Origin of the sequence: Paraburkholderia piptadeniae (genome assembly GCF_900007165.1) — a bacterium.
Classification (GTDB): Bacteria; Pseudomonadota; Gammaproteobacteria; order Burkholderiales; family Burkholderiaceae; genus Paraburkholderia; species Paraburkholderia piptadeniae.
Genome location: NZ_CYGY02000008.1, coordinates 134,384 through 156,081, shown reverse-complemented (window position 1 = coordinate 156,081; position 21,698 = coordinate 134,384). Strand labels below are relative to the sequence as shown.

At 65.0% G+C, this 21,698-nt stretch carries 16 protein-coding genes; 8 read left to right on the top strand and 8 right to left on the bottom strand.

Annotated features, from left to right (window positions below; genetic code table 11):
• Nucleotides 1-1,461, top strand: a 1,461-nt coding sequence (locus BN2476_RS50090; RefSeq protein WP_173819578.1) for an efflux RND transporter permease subunit, incomplete at its 5' end; no start/stop codon positions are given.
• A gap of 124 nt (nt 1,462-1,585) precedes the next feature.
• The gene (locus BN2476_RS03020) at nt 1,586-2,248 is read left to right on the top strand and encodes a LysE family translocator (RefSeq protein ID WP_087732666.1); all 663 of its coding nucleotides are present in this window, start codon (nt 1,586-1,588) and stop codon (nt 2,246-2,248) included.
• 75 nt (nt 2,249-2,323) lie between these two features.
• Here BN2476_RS03020 and rarD read toward each other — a convergent pair whose 3' ends face one another.
• Entirely contained in the window at nt 2,324-3,214 is an 891-nt protein-coding gene (gene rarD / locus BN2476_RS03015; RefSeq protein ID WP_087732665.1) for an EamA family transporter RarD, read from the bottom strand.
• A 352-nt stretch (nt 3,215-3,566) separates the two neighbouring features.
• Between rarD and BN2476_RS03010 the strand changes: the two genes are divergently transcribed.
• Nucleotides 3,567-4,355, top strand: coding sequence for a sulfite exporter TauE/SafE family protein (locus BN2476_RS03010; protein WP_087732664.1), 789 nt, complete (start codon nt 3,567-3,569; stop codon nt 4,353-4,355).
• 58 nt (nt 4,356-4,413) lie between these two features.
• On the opposite strand, the gene BN2476_RS03005 is transcribed toward BN2476_RS03010, so the two are convergent.
• The 3 genes from BN2476_RS03005 to BN2476_RS02995 form a co-directional block, all read right to left on the bottom strand.
• Nucleotides 4,414-4,668 carry a hypothetical protein gene (locus BN2476_RS03005; RefSeq protein ID WP_087732663.1) on the bottom strand — a complete coding sequence of 85 codons (255 nt, stop codon included), beginning with the start codon at nt 4,666-4,668 and terminating at the stop codon, nt 4,414-4,416.
• A gap of 266 nt (nt 4,669-4,934) precedes the next feature.
• Nucleotides 4,935-7,010: a D-(-)-3-hydroxybutyrate oligomer hydrolase gene (locus tag BN2476_RS03000; RefSeq protein WP_268957854.1), complete on the bottom strand. Its 2,076-nt coding sequence runs from the start codon at nt 7,008-7,010 to the stop codon at nt 4,935-4,937.
• Between the two features lie 638 nt (nt 7,011-7,648).
• Nucleotides 7,649-8,005: a BON domain-containing protein gene (locus BN2476_RS02995; RefSeq protein WP_087732662.1), complete on the bottom strand. Its 357-nt coding sequence runs from the start codon at nt 8,003-8,005 to the stop codon at nt 7,649-7,651.
• 596 nt (nt 8,006-8,601) lie between these two features.
• Here BN2476_RS02995 and BN2476_RS02990 point away from each other — a divergent pair.
• From BN2476_RS02990 to BN2476_RS02980, 3 genes are all read left to right on the top strand, one after another.
• The gene (locus BN2476_RS02990; RefSeq protein WP_087732661.1) at nt 8,602-10,167 is read left to right on the top strand and encodes a TAXI family TRAP transporter solute-binding subunit; all 1,566 of its coding nucleotides are present in this window, start codon (nt 8,602-8,604) and stop codon (nt 10,165-10,167) included.
• Nucleotides 10,168-10,322: 155 nt separating this feature from the next.
• On the top strand, nt 10,323-10,967 hold the full coding sequence (locus BN2476_RS02985; protein ID WP_087732660.1) for a 2-hydroxychromene-2-carboxylate isomerase: 645 nt from the start codon (nt 10,323-10,325) through the stop codon (nt 10,965-10,967).
• A 380-nt stretch (nt 10,968-11,347) separates the two neighbouring features.
• Complete coding sequence (locus BN2476_RS02980) at nt 11,348-12,298, top strand: LysR substrate-binding domain-containing protein (RefSeq protein ID WP_087732659.1); 951 nt, start codon at nt 11,348-11,350, stop codon at nt 12,296-12,298.
• A gap of 119 nt (nt 12,299-12,417) precedes the next feature.
• Here BN2476_RS02980 and xdhC read toward each other — a convergent pair whose 3' ends face one another.
• Genes xdhC through xdhA form a run of 3 tightly spaced genes read right to left on the bottom strand, consistent with a single transcriptional unit; the run spans nt 12,418 to nt 16,940 of the window.
• The gene (gene xdhC / locus BN2476_RS02975) at nt 12,418-13,008 is read right to left on the bottom strand and encodes a xanthine dehydrogenase accessory protein XdhC (RefSeq protein ID WP_087732658.1); all 591 of its coding nucleotides are present in this window, start codon (nt 13,006-13,008) and stop codon (nt 12,418-12,420) included.
• Nucleotides 13,009-13,031: 23 nt separating this feature from the next.
• Nucleotides 13,032-15,395 carry a xanthine dehydrogenase molybdopterin binding subunit gene (gene xdhB, locus BN2476_RS02970; RefSeq protein ID WP_087732657.1) on the bottom strand — a complete coding sequence of 788 codons (2,364 nt, stop codon included), beginning with the start codon at nt 15,393-15,395 and terminating at the stop codon, nt 13,032-13,034.
• A 27-nt stretch (nt 15,396-15,422) separates the two neighbouring features.
• Nucleotides 15,423-16,940, bottom strand: a complete 1,518-nt coding sequence (xdhA, locus tag BN2476_RS02965) for a xanthine dehydrogenase small subunit (RefSeq protein ID WP_087732656.1) — start codon at nt 16,938-16,940, stop codon at nt 15,423-15,425.
• Nucleotides 16,941-17,339: 399 nt separating this feature from the next.
• Here xdhA and BN2476_RS02960 point away from each other — a divergent pair, with 399 nt between their 5' ends.
• Nucleotides 17,340-18,551, top strand: coding sequence for an MFS transporter (locus BN2476_RS02960; RefSeq protein WP_087732655.1), 1,212 nt, complete (start codon nt 17,340-17,342; stop codon nt 18,549-18,551).
• Nucleotides 18,552-18,626: 75 nt separating this feature from the next.
• Here the strand turns inward: BN2476_RS02960 and BN2476_RS02955 are convergent, their stop codons facing one another.
• Nucleotides 18,627-19,871: a pyridoxal-phosphate-dependent aminotransferase family protein gene (locus BN2476_RS02955; protein WP_087732683.1), complete on the bottom strand. Its 1,245-nt coding sequence runs from the start codon at nt 19,869-19,871 to the stop codon at nt 18,627-18,629.
• Between the two features lie 821 nt (nt 19,872-20,692).
• On the opposite strand from BN2476_RS02955, the gene BN2476_RS02950 reads away from it, so the two are divergent.
• Nucleotides 20,693-21,682 carry a LysR family transcriptional regulator gene (locus BN2476_RS02950; RefSeq protein WP_087732654.1) on the top strand — a complete coding sequence of 330 codons (990 nt, stop codon included), beginning with the start codon at nt 20,693-20,695 and terminating at the stop codon, nt 21,680-21,682.
• The last annotated feature ends 16 nt before the right edge of the window (nt 21,683-21,698 follow it).

Here is a 21,698-nt window from a genome sequence, read left to right as displayed (position 1 = left end):
TCAGATGTGTATAAGAGACAGACCGTGTATCTCTTCATGACGTCGAAATCGGAGCTTGCGCCGCAGGAGGACCAGGGCATCGTGCTGTCGCAGATCCAGGGGCCGCCGAACGCGACGATCCAGCAGATGCAGACTTACGCGGACCAGGTGTTCGATATCTCGAAGCAGTTGCCCGAGTACTCGCAAATGTTCCAGTTGACGGGCGCACCGACGCTGAACCAGGGCATCGGCGGCGTGCTCTTCAAGACGTGGGACAAGCGCAAGAAAGGCGCGACGCAATTGCAGCAGGAATTGCAGCAGCAGTGGAACGGCATTGCGGGCGCGCGCGTCGCCGCGTTCCAGTTTCCGCCGCTGCCGGGCGCGCAGGGCTTGCCCGTGCAATTCGTCATCAGCACGACGGAGCCGTTCCAAAACCTCAATGAAGTGTCGCAAGCCGTGCTGCAAAAAGCGCGCGAAAGCGGCATGTTCTTCTTCGTCGACAGCGACCTGAAGATCGACAAGCCGGAAAGCGTGCTGCTCGTGGACCGCGACAAGGTCGCTTCGCTCGGCCTGTCGCAAAGCGATGTCGGGCAGACGCTCGGCGCGGCGCTGGGCGGCAACTACGTCAATTACTTTTCGATCGCGGGCCGCTCGTACAAGGTGATTCCGCAAGTGCTGCAAACGGACCGGCTGAACCCGTCGCAAGTGCTCGACTACTATTTGCGCACGCCCGATGGCAGTGTGATTCCCGCATCGACGGTCACGCATCTGAAGCAGACCATCGTGCCCGAGTCGATCAATCACTTCCAGCAGCTCAATTCCGCGACTATTTCCGGCGTGCTCGCGCCTGGCATCTCCCAAGGCGAAGTGCTCGACTTCCTGCGCAAGGCCACCACCGACGTCGCGCCGACGGGCTATACGGCCGACTACTCGGGCCTGTCGCGTCAGTTCGTGCAGGAGTCCGGCGGCTTCGTGATCACGCTGCTGTTCGCGACGATCATCGTGTTTCTCGCGCTCGCCGCGCAGTTCGAGAGCTTCCGCGATCCCGTCGTGATTCTCGTGTCGGTGCCAATGGCGCTGTTCGGTGCGCTGATCTTCATCAACATGGGACTCTCGACGCTCAACATCTACACGCAGGTGGGTCTCGTCACGCTGATGGGCCTCATCAGCAAGCACGGCATCCTGATCGTGCAGTTCGCGAACGAACTGCAACGCGCGGGACGCGGCAAGCGCGAGGCGCTCGAAGAAGCGGCCGGCGTGCGCTTGCGGCCGATCCTGATGACCACGGCGGCAATGGTGCTGGGTGTGCTGCCGCTCGTGATCGCGTCGGGTGCGGGCGCGGCGGGCCGCAATGCGATGGGGCTCGTGATTTTCACCGGGCTGTCGATCGGCACGCTGTTTACGCTCTTCGTCGTGCCGTCGATGTATATGTTCCTCGCCGCGGACCATCATCGCGACAGGGAGCATCCGGTGGAAGCCTGAACGATTTCGCCAGAGACGTGCGGCCAATTTCATCCGCATTGCCGGGCCATGCGCCGCACGGCTATCCTTGCGGATGGTCATCCGCCGTGGCCCCCCATATCACGTCAAATACACAGGAGCATCGATGTTCAGTCCCGGTCTTTTTCTCACGGCAGCGGGCGTGGGTCTCGCGGTCGCGGCACCCGTCGGTCCGATGGGCATGCTGTGCATTCGCCGCACGCTCACCGATGGTCCGCGCGCCGGTCTCGCGATCGGCTTCGGCATTGCGGGCGGCGATGCGTTCTATGGCCTGATCGCCGCGCTCGGTCTCGTGAGCGTGTCGCAGTTCATGCTGGCTTATGACAAGCCGCTGCACATCGTCGCCGGACTCTTTCTGCTGTATCTCGGCATTCGCACGATGTTGCAGAAAGTGCCCGCCGATAATGGGATCAATAGCGGCAACAACAACGGCGGCAACGGCGAAGGCAGGCTCGCAAGCATCGGCCACGCCGGCGCGTTGAAGGCTTTCGCAAGCGCGCTGCTGCTCACGCTGACCAATCCGCAGACGATCATCATGTTCGCAGCACTCTTCACGACGCTCGCGCCGCGCGGACCGTTTTCGTCGAGCGTCGCGTTCACGACAGTGCTGGGCGTGTTTTGCGGATCGATCGCGTGGTGGTGCTTTCTCGTGACGGCCGTGTCGCTCGCGCGTCATGCGATCGGGCACAAGCTGCGCGTCGTCATCGACCGCATTGCGGGGTTTGCACTGGCCGCGTTCGGCGTCGCCGAAGTGCGCCGCGCGATCTGACGCAAACGCTTTCTTTCGTATCTCTGCTACCAGGTCCTTTGCAGCAAGCCGGGCCGTCTGCGGGCGGCCTTTCGTTTATCGCGTCGCCGTCACGCCCCGCGCGAAGCGTGCGCGCCACAAGCCATCGAGCGAATAGAGGGCGAGCGCGAGCCAGATCGCGCCGTAGCCGATCAGTTGCACGTGCCCGAACGGCTCCTGATAGATCAGCACGCCGATCAGCAATTGCAGCGACGGCGTCACGTACTGGATGAGCCCAAGCATCGACAGCGGAATGCGCCGCGCGCCCGCTGCGAACAGCAGCAGCGGCACAGCCGTGATCGGCCCGGCGAGCGCGAGCAGCACCTTCACACCAAACGACGCGGCGCCGAAACCGCTCGCCCCATGTGACGACGCGATGAACAGATACAGCGCGGCAACGGGAAAGAGCAGCACCGTTTCGAGTGTCAGCCCTTCGAGCGCGCCGAGCCGCGCCGTCTTGCGCAGCAGCCCATAGCCCGCGAAGCTGAACGCGAGTGCGAGGCTGATCCACGGCGGATGGCCGTTTTCCCACGTGAGCCACAGCACGCCGCACGCGGCAACGGCCACCGAGAGCCACTGCACGCGCCGCAGCCGCTCGCCGAGGAACACGAAGCCGAACAGCACGTTGATCAGCGGATTGACGAAGTATCCGAGGCTCGCCTCGACGATATGCCCCGCGTTGACGGCCCAGATATAGATGCCCCAGTTCGTCGACAGCAACAGCGCGCTCGCGGCGAAGCGTCCGAGCAGCTTCCGGTCGCGCAGCACGGGGCCGAGCCAGCGCCATTGCTGCCGCGCGGCCAGCACGATGAAGAGAAACAGCATCGACCACACCATCCGGTGCGCGAGCATCTCGATCGGGGAAATCTGGTGCAGCGTCTTGAAGTAGACGGGAAAGAGTCCCCATAGGGTGAACGCGAGGACTGCGTAGGCGACGCCGTAGTTCATTTTTATCGGTCTGCGGATGAAGAGGCACGGGCAACGCATCGCACGGCGTGCATCGTCGACGCCCCGTGCAAGCGCCGTCCGACGCGATCGCGGCGCCCAAAACGCTATTGTAAGCGGGTGGCCGGAGCCGTCATCATTGCGGACATCGGCGGGCATCCGGACGCTGCGCCGCCGGTTTTGCGACAATAGCGGTCTTTCGCCGCGCCGCAGCCCGATGGAACCGCCTGACGGACTGCCCGAGCCTTCGCCTGAGGAACCGCCTTCAGGCACAGCCCGCGCGCGGCTTCTGGCGACAGTACCGGCAAGCCTGCCCGCAACCAAATCCTTTAAAAGACCGTCCGCGGTCCGAGCAATGGCACTTCCCCACATCGATCTCCTGTATTCCGCGTCGGGTCTTTTCGTCGGCTTTCTGGTCGGGCTGACGGGCGTCGGCGGCGGCTCGCTGATGACGCCGATCCTCGTGCTGCTCTTCAACATCCATCCGGCGACGGCCGTCGGCACGGACCTGCTGTACGCGGCCGCGACCAAGGCGACGGGCACGCTCGTGCATGGGGTGAAGGGGTCGATCGACTGGCAGGTGACGCTGCGGCTGGCGGCGGGCAGCGTGCCCGCCGCGACCGTCACGCTGATCCTGCTGCATCGCTACGGGATGGAATCGCAGCGCGGCGGGCATCTGATTTCCGTCGTGCTCGGCGTCGCGCTGCTGATCACCGCGATCGCGCTGGTGTTCAGGCCGCAGCTCACCGCGTTCGCGGCTTCGCGCAAGCGCGCGACGGGCCAGGGCAGCACGCTCGGGCTGACGATGCTGACGGGCGCCGTTCTCGGCGTGCTGGTGTCGCTGACGTCGGTGGGCGCGGGCGCGATCGGCGTCACGGTGCTGCTGCTGCTCTACCCGATGCTGCCGATCACGCGCATCGTCGGCTCGGACATCGCGCATGCCGTGCCGCTCACCCTGCTCGCGGGCGCGGGCCACTGGCTGCTCGGCTCGGTCAACTGGTCGCTGCTCGCGTCGCTGCTGGTCGGCTCGATTCCGGGCATCATGATCGGCAGCTATCTGGCGTCGAAGGCACCGGACAAGCTGCTGCGCAACCTGCTCGCAGCGACGCTGACGCTCGTCGGCGTGAAGCTCGTGATGGCGTGATCCGTCGACGGGCCGCGTGCGATGTTTCCACTGCACATCGCGCGCAGCGACGCGACGATCATTTGAAGAAGCGGCAGTTGAGGTCGGTTTCGAACTGGCGAATCCAGTGGCCTGCCTTGTCCTCGTGATACGACTGCGCCCAGCCGCCGCGCCGTATCGTCAACAGGCGCGCGTGATGTGAAATGTCGTCGGGATCGTCGGTGGCGCTGATGTCGAAATGCGCGGGCGCAAAACCATGCCGCGCGCACACGAGTTCGAACGCGGCGCGTTCGCCGATCGGGAGATCGGTGTAAGTGAAGGCGTGTCTGTCCATGGCCGTCGCTCCGGAAGCGTCGATACTCCACAGTACCTCACGCGACGGGTAAACAGTGTGTCACGGCGAACAAGCACGATGGTCCGTCGCGTTTGAACGATGCATGAGACAGGGTGCTCGCGACGCGTCGTGTATCTGGCTCCATTCGTGTGCATCGTTGCGACTGCATCTCATGTGCGCGTCACACCGCTCGCGTTGTTTCTGCACTGACGCGAGCGGCGTGATGCTACGTGATCGTCGCTACGACTAGCGGCCCTTCATGCTCATCACTTGGGCACGTTCACCGCGCCCGCTCCCACCTGAATCGCATTCGCACCCGGGCTCATCGCGATCGCAGGCAGATTCGCCGTCGTGAGTACAGGCGCAGCACCCGGCGTGCCGCCACGCGGCACCGTGCGGATCACTTGCGACGGCGGCAGTGGCGCGCCGCTCTTCAGGTGATTCCACATCAGATCGAGTGCCTGGATGTTGTAGTAGTGCACCGGGATGAAGCGCGTGTCGAAACCGGCCGTGCTCAGGAACGCGTCGAAGTGCTGGCCGTTCATCACTTCATAGAACGACAGCTGGCTCTTCGATCCCTCCGTGATGTTGTTCATCGCCAGGTACGCGCGCGATGCGTGATTCACGGGCACGAGGGCATCGCTGCGTCCCTGCACGATGATGGCCGGCTTGCCGTGCAGATTCGCGGTCACGCGGATCGCGTTGACGTTGTCCTGCATGCGCTGGTCGCCCGTCGTCCACAGCGCGCGCAGACACGCGGCGCCCGTGAAGCTGGCGTCGGCCGTCGCGAGCCGGTGGTCCGCGCCACCCGGCGCCGCCGAGTTGTTGTAGACGAGGTTGATGCCGTTGGTCGGCGGCACGCCGTTGCCCAGGCCGAAGATGGAGAACATCGGCGGCGCCGTCGGAGGCACGCCCGCTGCGCCCGTCGTCGCATTCGTCGTGCCGAAGCTGAAGCCGCACAGATTGTCGATCACACTCGACTTCGTATACGCGTTCGCATACGTGACGGCGACAGCGGGCACGGCCTGCGAATCCCACATCGGCGCGTGCAGCACATCGGAGTCGGTTTCGTAGCCGGCCGCGTGCAGACGGTCGAGCGCATTGTTGGCCTGGCTCGTTTCGTCCGCACCGCTCACGAAGCCGCCCGCCGCCAGCGACGCGCAGCGCGCCGCGCGGATCGCCTGCGTAGTGGCGAGGGGCAGCGCCGTCAGATACGGCGAGCCTGCCGCCGCCGTCGCGGCCGCCGCGCACGGCTGCAGCATGTTCGCGTAGGTCATGTAGTCGGCGAGCGGCGCGCCCGCTGCGGGAATGGGGACGCCGCCCTCCAGCACCTTCGCCGACGACGCCATGCGCAGGTTGATCTGCGGCTCGCCGACGACGACGGCCGTGATCCATCCTTGCGTGTCCTGCTCGGCCGCCGCGAGCGACGCGCCGCCGCCGTTGCTGACGGACGCCGCGATCGTCGTGATGCTGCCCGGGTTGTAGCGCACGCCGTGCTGCTGGCCGTTGTTATCGACGGTCGGCGCGAACTGCTGGTTGAGCGCCCAGTACGCGAACTGCACGGCTTCGAGCGTGTTCTTGCCCCAGTCCTGCTCGGGGTTCTGCTGCGAGTGCGCGTGCTTGAACGCGTAGCGGTTCGGGAAGCCGGTGTTGAACGTCGACAGCGCACTCGACGACACGTTCGCCGTGAACAGGCTCTTCGTGCCCGCCGCCGTTGCCGCCGCGACCGTGCCGTTCATCAGCGTGACGAGGCTCGTCGCCAGCTCGTGCGCGCCGTTGCCGCCGCCTTTGTCGGTATAGGCGACCGCGCAGCCGCGCTTGAGGCCCCACTCGCCCGCCGCCGAAATCGCCCCATAGACGCCGCGCGAAGCCGACGATGTCGCCGTGACGATGCACGGATTGTTCGGATCGAACGTGGACGGCACCTGCACCATCAAGGTCACGTTCTGTCGGCCGCTGCCGTTGTCGGCGTAGGCGAGATATTCGGTGCCGGCGATCTTGCCCTCGCCGAGCGTATCGTTGCCGTTCAGGTCGACGTTGGGCCCCCAGAAGCGCCCATAGCCGCCGTTCGCCGACATGTCAACGAGCGCCCGGTAGTTCGACCAGATCGCAAGGCGGCGCAACTCGGCGGGCGTCGGCGCGGCGGAGTTCGCGAACGAGGGCGGCGTCGCCGAGCCGAGGCCCGTCTTGCCGAGGCCGCCCGTCAGCAGGTCGTCGCTGTTGCCGTCATAGGCGGTCGTGGTGACGCTGCTGGAAACCACGAACGAAGGCAGCGCGTTGGTGGTCGGGTTGTTGTGGTGATCGTCGCCGTGGCCACACGCGGCGAGCAGTATCGCGGACATTGTCGTGCAAAGAACAGTGGCGGCACGTCTGAACGGCAGTTTCCCTGTCATCATCGTCTCCAATGTCTTGTTGTCTCGGCGCCGGAGCTCATCCGCTGCCGTCAGTCGAAGCACGCAGCGGGCGAGCCGACGGCGGCTGCTCCAACGCAAGTTTCGCGCCGATTGCACGGATGTCGCGTCGGGCGCGCCGCCGTGCGGGTTCACCGGGAGTTCGCGCGATGCAGAAGCGCGAGCGCGAGCCACGAGGACCGTCTCGCGCCGGAGACAGTCCGGCGGCGCCAACACCCGCCGCGCGACATCCGCATGACCTGAAATATCGGCTGGATGCGGCTGCGAGGCAATCGGCTCTCCGTCTACGCGCAGAGATGGCGATCGAGCCGTCCCGTTTCGTGGAGAAACGCGGGCCTTCGTGCAGCCGTTTGCCGCGCGTCTGCCCGGCTTGCCGAACGCACGCGCAGCGCAGCGCCGCGCAAAACCGTACAAAGCGAAACGGGCTTCCGTTCGGCACGGAAGCCCGCTTGTCATTCTGACCGGTAACGACGCCGCAAGATGCACGGTGCCGCCCGTCGCGCGACCAGTCGTCCGCTACCCGCACCATCCGGACCGTAGTCCCTCCGGCGCGAGCCCGGCGGCATCGCTTACTGCTGCCGGACGCTGATCTTGTTCGTCACCGAAGTCACGCCCGCCACGCCCTTCGCGACTTCGCCAGCCTTCTGGATCTGGTCGTTGTCGGGCGCCGTGCCCGTCAGCGTGACCGCGCCGCCATGGGCGCGGACGTCGATTTTCGACACGTCGATGTCACCCGACTTATCGAGCGCCGCGCGGACCTTCTTGCCGAGCGCGCGGTTCTCCTTCTTCGCTGCCTTCGAGTTAGCGGCGGGCGCTGCCGCCGTCGTGCCGGTGGACGTGGAGTCGCTTGCCTGGGCATACGTGTGGCATGCGACGACCATTGCGACGACACCACCCAGTGCCTTCAGAAAATCGACCGATTTCATGACTTCTCCTTTTTGCTTTGGTTTGGACCGCGTTTGGCTAGCGGCTTGGTTACGACTGCGGGCGGCCCGCTTTCACGCGGCGCACAAAGGCGCAACGAGGCAATGGCGGGCCCTGGAGCGTTGTCACGGTCTGCGAGAGAGGCATTGGAAGGTGTGCGACGGCCGGCGCTACTGATGCGCAGCGGTTCATTTACGCTGGCCGTCCGCCGCGCGCCGGCAGCGCGCCCTGGTCTCGTAAGTCCGGCCGGGTCGCGCAGCGCAAACGTTGTTTCGCGGCAGCGATGCCAATGTAATCTAGCCGCGCAAGTTCTGCAAAGGATATCGCGCTTTCGTCGCGCTTCGCGTTGCAACTTCGGGCTTTGTTGCCGCTGCGCGCCGGCGGTGCCAAGTGAATGCCAGCTCACTATTTGTTATGCGTTTTTCGCACCGCGTCCCGGTTGCGCGCGCCGCCGCGCCTTCAATCTCATGTACCATCGGCGCGAACGTCGAAACGGGTGCGCAGCGTTTGCAGCCGGCGGGCGCTAGCCGTTGCGCCCGGGCAGATCGCCCGACATCATTGAACCAACCTGATCACTTCCTGACAACCAAGCATTCCCATGAAGCCTTCCGACGGACGTCCACCGGAACGCACCCCTCGCCGCAAGCCGCCCCACCTCGTCGCCCGCTTCGTGGCGATCTCGTGGCGCGATCTCGCCGTGTCGTTCGGCCCGATCCTGCTGATCAGCGCAATCGCGATCTACATCGCCGTGCGCCTGATCCAGCCCGCGCCGCCCGACACGCTGACAATGGCGGCCGGACCGAAAGGCAGCACTTTCTGGGTGGCCGCGCAGAGGTACAAGGCCATCCTCGCGCGCAACCGCATCACGCTCAATGTGCTGGAGACGGAAGGCTCCGCCGACAACCTCAAACGTCTGACCGATCCGCATGCGAACGTCGATGTCGGCTTCGTGCAGGACGGCATCGCGCCATCGAGGGAGATGACGGACGGGCTGATGTCGCTTGGTAGCGTCGGCTATGTGCCCGTCGCGATCTTCTATCGCGGCGCGATGGTCACGCTGTTGTCGGAGTTCAAGGGCAAGCGCATCGCGATTGGCGCTGAAGGCAGCGGCACGCGCGAGCTGGCGCTTCAACTGCTGAAGGCCAACGGCATCACGCCGGACGGCCCGACGAAGCTGCTGCCGCTCTCCGGCGACGACGCCGCGCAGGCGCTGATCGCGGGCAAGATCGACGCGGCCATCCTCACGGGCGACAACGCGCAGCCTCCCGTGATGGGCAAGCTGTATCGGACGGCGGGCGTGCAGTTCTACGATTTCACGCAGGCGGGCGCGTATGCGCGGCGCTTTCCATATCTGACGCAGCTCGAAATGCCGATGGGCTCGTTCGACCTCGGCAAGAACCTGCCGTCGACGACGCTGCACATGATCGCGCCGACGGAAGAACTTGTCGCGCGCGATTCGCTGCATCCGGCGCTCTCCGATCTGCTCATCGAAGCGGCGCGCGAGGTGCACAGCAAGGCGAGCGTGATGCAGAAGGCGGGCGAATTCCCCGCTCCGCTCGCGCACGACTTCCCGATCAGCGACGATGCCGCCCGCTACTACAAGTCGGGCAAGGGCTTCCTCTACCGCATCCTGCCGTTCTGGCTCGCGAGCCTCGCGGACCGGCTGCTGGTCGTGCTGGTGCCGATCATCGTCGTGCTGATTCCGGGGCTGAGGCTCGTGCCGTCGCTGTATGCGTGGCGCGTGAAGTCGCGCATCTACCGCTGGTACGGCGCGTTGATCGCGATCGAGCGCGAGGCGCTCAACGAAACGTCGGCGGCCGAGCGCGAGGGGCTCGTCGAACGGCTCGACAAGATCGAGGAGTCGGTCAACGGCCTGAAGATGCCGCTTGCCTATGCAGATCAATTCTATGTGCTGCGCGAGCATATCGGCTTCGTGCGGGCGCGCCTCACGCGCGATTCGGAAGCGGCCGCGGCGGCCGCCGCGCGTGACGTGGCTGACGACGCGCAACCGGCTCACTCGGCTCACTCGGCCCACTCGGCCCACTCGACCGGCTCGCCGGACGAAGCACGCGCCCATGCCGGCGGCGCCATCACCCGCGCCGAAGCACGCGCAGCCAGTCACGAAGCTCACGAGGACCGCGAAGGGCCGGGCCACGACGCGTGATCGCTCCTGCGAAGGTACGTTGAAGAGCCGGACGCAACAGCGCCGCTTCATCAAATGATGCGAACGGGGCGTGCTTTGCGTAAGATCGAATCAACCAGAACGGGTTGACGCACGGCATCGCGACAGCCCGCCGACTCAGGAAACCGGGAGACATCATGACCGATGGCATCGACGCCACGCAGCCACTGTGGTTTTACGACTTTGTCTCGCCGTTCTCGTATCTGCTGCTCGAACAGCACGACAAATGGCCCGGGTTGCCGTTCGTGCTGACGCCCGTGCTGCTGAACGATCTGTATCGCCACTGGGGACACCGCGTCGCCTACGACGTACCCGCCAAGCGCATCTTCACGTACCGCTACGCACTCTTTCGCGCCGAGCAACTGGGCATTCCGTTCCGGATGCCGCCCGCGCATCCGTTCGACTCGGTCAAGCCGATGCTGCTCGCGACGGCGCTCGGCGCCGACATGAACACGGTGCGCGAAATCTTCCGCTTCATCTGGCGCGACGGCCGCGATCCGTCGACGGCGGATGGCTTCGCCGCGCTGTGCGAACGCATGAACGTGCCCGACGGCGAGGCGCTGATCGCGCGCGGAGCGACGCGCGCGCAACTGACGCGCAACGGCACCGACGCGATCGCCATCGGCGTATTCGGCGTGCCGACGTTCTGGCTGAACAAGCAGTTGTTCTGGGGCGAAGACGCGCTGCCGATGGCGCTCTACTGCGCGCGCACGCCGAACTGGCTCGAATCGAAGGAAGTGAAGCGCATCACGTCGCTGCCGTCGGGGCTCGCGAAGGCCTGAGCGGGCGGCGTCTGGTGGCTGGGTGTGCCGTACGTAGCCAGGCGGTTGCTGCATGGCGGGTCCGTCGTGCGGCGCTGGCAACGCAGGTCGTGCATGGCGTGGCGCTCGTAGCGCGACACCCGCTCACGGCGCCCGTCGCACCGCGCCGCTTCGGCGCCATTGCGTCGCGCTTTTGCGCGGCACCCGCAACGCGCGTGGCTCACGGTCCGTGATGCCCGTCATACCGCTTGCGCTATGGCCGGCGCGGGGCAAACGGGCCTAAGGTTATGGCTTCGCGCGTGCGGCGCGATGCTGGCAACGGGATCACTGCCCGCGCGCGATGCACGGTTCGATACCCGCATTCGAATGCCTTCAACGGGCCTTCCCCGCCCCGCCGATTCATGGACGACGTCACTGCCGCTTCACTCGATATCTGGCTCGTGCGCGTGCTGCGCACATTGCTCGTCGAGCGCAGCGTCACGCAGACCGCGTTGCGGCTGAACCAGACGCAGCCCGCCATCAGCACCGCGCTGCGCAAGCTGCGCGAGACGCTGAACGATCCGATTCTCGTGCGCGGCAAGTCGGGCATGGTGCCGACGGAATACGGCGAATCGCTGCTCGCTTCCGCGCAGAAGGTGCTGCGCGACGTCGATTTCGTCGCGACGCCTCATGGCGACTTCGATCCGGCGCGCTCGCGCCGCACGTTCCGCGTCGCCGCGCCCGACTATCTGAACGACTTCTTCATGCCGACGGTGATCGCGCAGTTCCGCGAGGCGGCGCCGCATGCACGGCTCGAAATCGAATCGCTCGGGCCGCTGCTCGATCATGCGTCCGCGCTCGATGCCGGCGAGCTCGATCTCGTGATCGGCAACTGGCCGAAGCCCGACGCGCGCTTCGAGCGCAGCGACCTGTTCTCCGATACCGTCGTGTGCATGATGCGCGCCGATCATCCCCTCGCGAAAGCGCCGCTGACGCGCGACGCGTATCTCGCCGCGCCGCATCTCGCGCCCGCGCACTATAGCGGCGCGCGCGGCGGCGCGATCGACACGGGGTTCAAGCGAGCGAACGCGTCGCGGCGCATCGTCGCCACGCTGCCCTACTTCGGGCTCGTGCCGCAGGTGCTGCTGCAATCCGATCTGATCTTCACGACGACGCGCCGCTTCGCGCGGCATTACGCGGAGATGCTGCCGCTCGCGGTCGTCGACGTGCCGATTCCGTTTCCGCGCATCAAGTGCTATCAGATGTGGCATCCGCAGCCGGACCGGCCAAGCGATATCGCGTGGCTGCGCGGGCTGATGGCGCAGGTGTCGGAGATGCTGGTGGCGACGAAGGGGCGGCGGGGGACGAAGTAAAGCGCCGCGAGTTCATTCGCGGATGCCCGGGCGAAGCGAAGCAAACATAAGAAGCGGACGCAAAAAAACAGGCGCGGCAAGCTTCCCCGCCGCGCCCGCTGGAGGAATCGAACGTCGCTTCAAACGCCGATACAGGGTGCGTTCTGAGCGCAGCCAAAGTCCGCAAGCGAAACCTGCTGCGTGCGCACTTGCAGCAGCTCGGCGCACACGGCCACCGCAATCGACGGCGGCGCCTTGTCGACGATTCCCGGCACGCCGATCGGACAGGTCATTTCAAAGAGGCGCTCGGCATCGACGCCTCGACCGATCAAGCGACGCTCGAACTTCACGCGCTTGGTCTTGGAGCCGATCAACCCGAAGTACGCGAAATCGCGCCGCCGCATGATGCGCTCGGTCAGCGAAAAATCGAGCGCGTGATTGTGCGTCATCACGAGGAAGTACGCGCCCGGCGGCGCTTCGTCGACGATGGCAGCGGGCGTGTCGGTCGCTTCGACCTGCACGTTCGCGGGCACTTCGTCGGGGAACAGTTCGTCGCGTTCGTCGACCCATTGCACGACGCACGGCAAACGGCCAAGCAGCGCGATCAGCGCATGACCGACGTGGCCTGCGCCGAACAGCACGATATGCATCGGCGGCGGCAACTTCGTCGCGTGGCCGCTGCGCCGGCCGATCTGAACAGGCATGTCGGAGAAAGACGGAACGCGCATCATGGCGAACACTCCACAACTCGAGTTTAGTGCCGGTCCTGGCGGGCGGCACGCACCGCGCCGACTGCCTTCAGGATTTCTTCGCCCGTCGCGGGCGCGTTCAGCGGCGGATTCACCTTGTAATCGCCGACGGCGGCCACCGCATCGCGGATCGCAAAGAACACGGAGAACGGCAGCAGCAGCGGCGGCTCGCCCGTCGCCTTCGAGCGGTGAGTGCTGTCCTCCGCGTTGCGGTTCTTGAAGAGACGCACGCGGAAGTCGGGCGGCGTGTCGTTGACGGTCGGAATCTTGTAGGTGGATGGCGCGTGTGTCATCAGCTTGCCGCCCGCGTTCCACCACAGCTCTTCTGTCGTGAGCCAGCCCATGCCCTGAATGAAGCCGCCTTCGACCTGGCCGACATCGATTGCCGGGTTCAGCGATGCGCCCACATCGTGCAGCGCATCGGCGCGCAGCACGCGCATTTCGCCCGTCAGCGTGTCGATCACGACTTCCGACACGGCCGCGCCATACGAGTAGTAGAAGAACGGCCGCCCTTGCAGCTTCGCCTGATCCCAGTAGAGCTTCGGCGTCGCGTAGAAACCGTCGGACCACAACTGCACGCGCGCGACGTACGCTTTCGCGATCACTTCTTCGAACGGCACGACGGCATCGCCGACCAGCACGCAGTCGCCCGCGAAACGCACCTGCGATGCCGTCACTTCGCCTGCGCCGAACTTGTCGGCGACGAACGCGGCGAGACGTTCGCGCAACTGACGCGCGGCATCCTGCGCGGCCTTGCCGTTCAGGTCCGAGCCCGTCGATGCCGCCGTCGCCGACGTGTTTGCGACCTTCGACGTATCGGTCGCCGTCACGCGCACGCGATTGAAGCTCACGCCCAGTTCATGCGCGACCACCTGCGCGACCTTCGTGTTGAGCCCCTGGCCCATTTCCGTGCCGCCGTGGTTCACGAGCACCGAGCCATCGGTATAGATGTGAACGAGCGCGCCCGCCTGATTGAAGTGCGTGACGTTGAACGCGATGCCGAATTTTACGGGCGTCAGCGCGAGGCCCTTTTTCAGCACTGCGTTGTTGCGGTTGAATTCGAGCACTTCGGCGCGGCGCTTGCGATAGTCGCTCGTCGCTTCGAGCTCGTCGATCAGCTCGTGAATCACGTTGTCTTCGACGATCTGGCCATACGGCGTCTGGTTGCGCTCGGTCTTGCCGTACAGATTGCGACGGCGCACGTCCAGCGAGTCCTTGCCGAGCGAACGCGCGACGTTGTCGATGACGTACTCGATCGCGAATGCGCCCTGCGGCCCGCCGAAGCCACGAAACGCCGTGTTCGACTGCGTGTTCGTCTTGCCGCAGAAGCCGTCGATGGCCACATCCGACAAGTAGTACGCGTTGTCGAAGTGACAGACGGCGCGCGTCATCACGGGGCCCGACAGGTCGGCGGAAAAGCCGCAGCGCGACGTCATGTCGACGGACACGCCTTCGATCACGCCTTCGTCGTCGTAGCCGACGTCATACGTATAGTGGAAATCGTGGCGCTTGCCCGTGACCATCATGTCGTCGTCTCGGTCCGGACGCAGCTTGACGGGGCACAGCAGCTTCCACGCGGCGAGCGCCGCGCAGCACGCGAACATCCCCGACTGCGATTCCTTGCCGCCGAAGCCGCCGCCCATCCGGCGGCATTCGACCAGCACGTTGTGCGAGTGGACGCCCAGCACGTGCGAGATGAGATGCTGCATTTCGCTCGGGTGCTGCGTCGAGCACCAGACGTGCATGCCGTCGTCGTCCTTCGGCACCGCGTATGAAATCTGGCCTTCCAGGTAGAACTGCTCCTGCCCGCCGAGCAGCATTTCTCCCGCTTCGCGATGCGCCGCGCGCGTGAGCTTCGAGGCGGCGTCGCCGCGCGCGAGCTTCATCGGCGGAATCACGCTCTGGTTCGCGGTGCGCGCCTGCTGCGCCGTCAGCACGGCGGGAAGTTCCTCGAATTCGAACTCCGCGCGACGCGCGCCGAGGCGCGCCGCATCGTGCGACGTCGCGACAACGATGAACATCGGCTGACCGACGTACTGCACGATGCCGTCCGCGAGAATCGGATCGTCGCCTTTGACGATCGGCGCGCAGTCGTTGTGGCCGGGGATATCGTCGGCGGTGAAGACGGCGACGACGCCGGGCGTCGCGCGCACCTTGTCGAACTTCATCGACACGATCTTCGCGTGCGCTTTCGGCGACAAACCGAGCGCCGCGTGCAGCGTGCCCGCGAGTTCGGGGATGTCATCGGTGTAGGTCGCGCGGCCGCTCACGTGCAGATGCGCGGATTCATGCGGACGCGACACGTGCACTTGCGTGAAGTCGGCGAGTTCCGTGGCGTCCTTCAGAAACGGTTCGGCTTGCTGGTTCATTCTGCTGGTTCTCCGTATTCCTGTCAGTCAAGCCGTAGCGCCGGCGGCAATGACCGCACGCACATCGAGCGCGCTCTTTTGCAGCGGATCGTTCGGGCGCGTTTCGAGCCAGAAGCGGTACAGCGTGTTCTTCGCGGCTTCGAGGCGATAGCCGCTTGTCGCGCGCATGTCGGTGAGCGGCTCGTAGTCCTTCGCGAGCGCGATCATCGCGGCCTGCGCGGTGGCTTCGTGCCAGTCGCCATCGGCGAGCGTGGCTTCGGCATGCGTCGCGCGCTTCGGCGTTGCCGCCATGCCGCCGAACGCGATGCGCGGCTCGCGAATCGAGTCGCCGTCCGCGATGAACGAGAACGCGGCGCACACGGCGGAAATATCCGAGTCGAAGCGCTTCGAGATTTTGTACGTGCGAAACGTGAAGTGCTTGCGCGCTTCGTTGCGCGCGGGCACCTTCAGGCCCACGACGAATTCGTGCCCGGCCATGTCCTTCTTCTGATACGCGAGATACAGGTCTTCGAGCGGCAGCTCGCGTTCGATGTCGCCGCCGCGCAGCACGACGCGCGCGCCGAGCGCGATCAAGCCGGGCATCGAATCGCCGATGGGCGAACCGTTCGCCACGTTGCCGCCGAGCGTGCCCGCGTTGCGAATCGGCAGCGACGCAAAGCGCTGCCACATCTCGGTGAGTTCGGGATACTGCTTCGCCAGTTCGGCATACCCGCGCTCGACCGTCACGCCCGCGCCGATTTCGATCCAGTCGTCGTTTGTCTCGACTTTCTGCATCTCGGCGATCTGGCCGACATACACGATGTGGCCCAGGTCGCGCATCATCTTCGTGACCCACAGGCCGATGTCGGTGCTGCCCGCGAGAATGCGCGTCGTCGGCGCATCGGCCTTGATCTTCGCGAGCGCGTCGACGGTGCGCGGTGCGTCGAACGTCTGACCGTTGCATTCGTAGTGGAAGGTGTCGCCGCGCTCGATCGTCGCGAGCTTTTCGGCCAGGGCCTTCACGTTGACGGGCGCTTTCGGCGCGGGCAGCTGAAACATGCGCTCGGCCGCATCGACGATCGGGCGGTAGCCGGTGCAGCGGCACAGGTTGCCCGTCAGCGCGTTGGCGATCTCGGCGCGATCCGGCACTGTCCGGTTCGCGCATGCATGCTCGTGGCCGTGCTTCTCGTACATCGACCACATCGACATCACGAAACCCGGCGTGCAGAAGCCGCATTGCGAGCCGTGGCACTCGACCATCGCCTCCTGCACCGGATGCAGGCCGCCGTCCGGCTGGCGCAGGTCTTCGACGGTGAAGAGAGCTTTGCCGTCGAGCGTCGGCAGAAACTGGATGCACGCGTTGACGGCCTTGAAGCTGACGCCGCCCGCGTCGTCGCGCTCGCCGATCACCACTGTGCACGCGCCGCAATCGCCTTCCGCGCAGCCTTCCTTGGTGCCCGTGCAGCGCGCGTCTTCGCGCAGGTATTGAAGAACCGTGCGGGTGACGGGCGCGTCGGTGATCTCACGGATCGCGTTGCGATGGTAGAAGCGGATCGGCTGGCTCATGTCTCGTGCTCGTTTCGGTTATTCGCATCCGCATGGGGAGTGCGGACGGTGCGGCTGACGGTTCGAAAAGTAGCATCATCAATGATCACAACCCATAGGCCCGATCGCATGGGGGACATACAACTGGAGCGATAAATTGAGACGGCGGCGAGCTGTTGCACTTATGTCGATGAGTCCGTTTCGATATGTTTTCGTCTTAATTCGCTCATATCGGACATCCTATGTGCTGATGGCGTAACTTTGCAAGCCTGCCAGAAACCGGAAAAAATTGACGGGAACCCGTCAGAGCCATCGTTCAGCCCCATTTCATCGACGAGAAAATATTGAACAGGGTCTGCAAGGGAATCGGTTCCATGGGAAAATCACGCCTCCCTGCTGATTTCAAGTCTCGTTTTCCCCATGTCCGTCGACTCCGCTACGCCGCGCAGCGAATTTGCGACCACGTTGCAGATCATTCCCGTCGTTTTCTTCACGTTCCTTTGCTACCTGACGATCGGCATTCCGCTCGCGGTGCTGCCGGGCTACGTCCATGACGATCTCGGTTACAGCGCCGTGCTCGCGGGTCTCGCGATCAGCGTCCAGTACTTCGCGACGCTCGCATCGCGGCCGCTCGCGGGCCGTTCCGCCGACACGCTCGGGCCGAAGAAAACGGTGACGATCGGCCTGATCGGCTGCGGTGCGAGCGGCGTGCTGTTGCTCGTGGCCGTGCTGCTCGGCCACTGGCCGGCGCTGAGCCTCGGTCTGCTGGTGCTGAGCCGTCTCGTGCTCGGCTTCGGCGAAAGCCTGTGCGGCACGGGCGCGATCCTGTGGGGCATCGGACGCGTCGGCACGACGAACAATGCGCGCGTGATCTCGTGGAACGGCATCGCCACTTATGGCGCGCTCGCGATCGGTGCGCCGCTCGGCGTCGCGATTGCGCATGCGGTCGGATTCTTCGCGCTCGGCGCCGTCGTAATCGCGCTCGCGGCGCTCGGCTACTACCTCGCGCGCCTGATCGCGCCCGTGCCCGTCGTGCACGGCGAACGCATGTCGTATCGCAGCGTGCTCACGCGCGTGCTGCCGCATGGCATCGGGCTCGCGCTCGGCTCGACGGGCTTCGGCTCGATCGCGACGTTCATCACGCTGTTCTACGCGGCGAACCACTGGCCGAACGCGGCGCTGTCGCTGACGGTGTTCGGCACGCTGTTCATCGGCGCGCGGCTTTTGTTCGCCAATACGATCAAGACGTACGGCGGCTTTCGCGTTGCGATTGCGTCGTTCTCGTTCGAATGCGTCGGCTTGCTGTTGCTATGGCTCGCGCCCGTGCCGCATGTCGCGCTGGCGGGCGCCGCGCTGACGGGCTTCGGCTTCGCGCTCGTGTTCCCCGCGCTTGGCGTCGAAGCGGTGGGACTCGTGCCGCCCGCGAGCCGTGGCGCGGCGCTGTCCGCGTATTCGGTGTTCCTCGATCTGTCGCTCGGCGTGACGGGGCCGCTGGCGGGCTATATCGCCGGCGAGTTCGGCTACGGCTCGGTGTTTCTGTTCGCGGCCGTCGCCGCGGCAGCCGCCGTCGCGCTGTCGACGATGCTCTATCTGCGCAATGCGCGCACGCCGAACGCGCCGGCAGCGGCATGATGCCCGTCTGAATCCGGATCAAAAAAAGCGACGCCGCGTGCGTCGCTTTTTTTATTGGCACCCCGCTTTCGCCGATCAGGCGTTCAGCGCTTCGCCCTTCGCGCTGCTCGCGAGCGACCGCTCCAGCGCCGCGACGCCCGCGGGCAGATCGACATTCACGCCCAGATCGATCATCGTCCGCCCGAACGCGTGCAGCGTGCGGAACAGGTTGTGTTCGCGGGCCTGCTCGCCCATCTGGCCGATCCGCACGATCGGCAAGCCGAACGACCCGGAAATCTCGACCTGATGATGACGCGAGATATGCCCGCAGATGTCGCCGGGCGTGAGATCGGGCCGGTCTTTCGTCGGCACCTCGATGCCGACCACGGAGTTCAGCCGGCACTCGGCGGGCGCGTACAGTTGCAGGCCCATCGCGCTGATCCCCGCCTGTAGCGCGAGCGAGCACTTCAGATGCCGCGCGAAGCGCTTCTCGAGCGTCTCCGCGCACACGAGCCGCAGCGCCTCGTGCAACGCGAGCACGCCCGACACAGGCGCTGTGTAGTGATAGCCCGCGTTGTGCCAGAAGTTCTCGGCCAGCGATGCGTCGAGGCACCAGTGCGCGCTTGCATGCGAGCGTCCTTTCACGCGCTCCCACGCCGCATCCGAAAACGCGATCAGCGACACGCCCGGAATCGACGACAGCCCCTTCTGCCCGCCCGTGATGACGGCATCGATGCCCCACGCGTCCATTTCGAGCGGCATCGTCGACAGCGTGCACACGGCGTCGACGACGACCAGCGCGCCCGCCTTCTTCGCGAGCGCCGCAATGTCGTTCAGGTGATGGTTCCAGACGGTGTTCGAGGTCTCGCCCTGCACGATCGTCACGATCTCGGGACGCACGCGGCGGATCGCCTCCTCGACCTGTTCGAGCGTCGCGACCGTGCGGTCAGCGACTTCGAGCAGCGACACGTCCGCGCCGACGCGCCGCCCCATTTCGGCCATCCGCGCGCTGAAGAAACCGTTCTTGATGCTGAGCACACGAGTGCCGGGCCACGCGAGATTGGAGATCGCCATTTCCATCGCGGCCGAGCCCGGACCCGCGACGCCCAGCACCCACTTCGAGTTCGTCTGGAACACGTAGCGCGCCATCGTCTTCACCTGTCCGACCACCTTGGCCATCGTGCCGCCCAGATGATTGATGACGATCGCATTCGCCTTCGCGACGGCGGCGGGAATCGGCACGGGGCCGGCGCCCATCATCAGGAGCGGTTCTTCGGGAAGAATCGCATCGAGCGATTCGACTTCGGGACAGGGAACGACGTTGGAGGTTGTATGGGTCATGACGGAAACGCACGAAAGATGAACGTTGCAGGAAAGATGGCCCGCCGCGCGCAGCAACACCTGCGCGCGGCGGGCCATCTTTCGATCATTCACCGATATGCGTGCTTGCGCAAGCGTTCAGAGAGATTCGATGACGGTTTCGGGCGAGCCGCAGTCACCTGACGTGGTCACCAGACCTCTCTTCTCTCAAACGCGTCCTTGTCGTCGATTGCGATGCCGATCTCCTCGTACATCGCGCGCTTGCGACTGCGAATCCCGCCATTACGTTTTTCGTACGAATCTTTTTAAAAATTATGCGCGCATTAATTCATCTATCGATTTAACCGGATTAATCGAAATGTGCGTACGAATAAGGATGCGTATTAACCAGCATCATTCGAAACGGGAAGCAATCCAATGCGGTGACATATTCGTGTCAGCCGGTTTTCGCGCGTTTGATAGATATCAAATCAGCCGTGCCGCTTCTGTCGACAGACATCGTTCCCTCGCAAAGTTGCCGAACGATCCGGAACTGCATTTTTCAGTCAAATAAATTTTTTATGTCCGTATTTGAATGCTTGCAAAATCGCCTTGACAGATTCCGCCAGATTAAAGCACGCTGGTTTTTACAATTGCGAAATAACATCGTCCATTCGATAAATATTGAAATTCCCAGCCACTGTCAATACTATTTTCTGGACGACCTGGTAAAAATTCCAGAACCGGCAATCGTTTGTAATCGGCCGGTACACCACCAGCGAGGCCGATGCGGACAGCACGCTGCCGCACGCCACGCCGGGTCAACGACGCGCGGCTGAACCGCGCTTTGCGAGGGCGCTACCATGAATCAGATCTACGCTATGCGGGTCTTCGTCCGGGTTGCGGAGACTCAGAGCTTCAGACGCGCGGCCCAGCAACTGAAGGTGTCGAACGCGCTGGTCACACGTTCGATCGCAACACTGGAGGCGCATCTGCATGCGCGCCTCATCAATCGCACGACACGCAATCTCTCGCTGACTGAAGCGGGCACGCACTATCTGGAGGGCTGCCGCGGCCTGCTCGAAGAACTCGATCTTCTGGAAGGCTCGGTGGCGGGCACCGAGCGCGAGCCAGCCGGCACGCTGCGTGTCGTCGCGACAGCCGCACTGTCGCCCCAGGCCCTCACGCAATTGCTCGACGGCTACCGGCGGCGTTATCCAAAAGTGCGCATCCGGCTCACGCTCACGGAGCGCGCGCCGCATCTGCTCGAAGACGGCTACGACGTCGGCCTCTTCATCGCGGAGCATGGATCGTCGTCGGGGCATAACGCGGAGGTCGACAGCGTCGAGTTGTCGTTCGCGACGCAGCGACTCGTGCCGTGCGCCGCGCCCTCCTACCTCGCGCTGCGCGGCGAGCCGCGCCATCCCGAGCAACTTGCGCTGCACTCGTGCATCACGACGCCGGCCGAGCAGCGCGGCCCGATAGCATGGCATTTCGTCGATGGGGATGGCGACCCGCGACCCGTCGCGTTCGAACCGTCGTACACGGTGAACAGCCGGCTGCTTGTGCGGCTCGCCGCGATCGCCGGCATGGGCGTCGCGGTGCTGCCCGAAACGCTCGTCGCCGACGACTTCGCGACGAGCGTCTTGAAGCGCATCATGCCGGACTATACGGTCGATGAATCGCAGGCGAAGGTGTCGCTCGTCTATCCGCGCCGCCACCACCTGCCGACGAAGACGCGTACATTCATCGATTACACGGTCGAGCAAGCGGGATGCGCGGAGCCGGAGGTTCCCACGAACGCGCAAGCGATGATGGCGCACGAGCTGCACGTCGTGCGGCACGCGTCATAGGCGCGCGGCGTCGCGG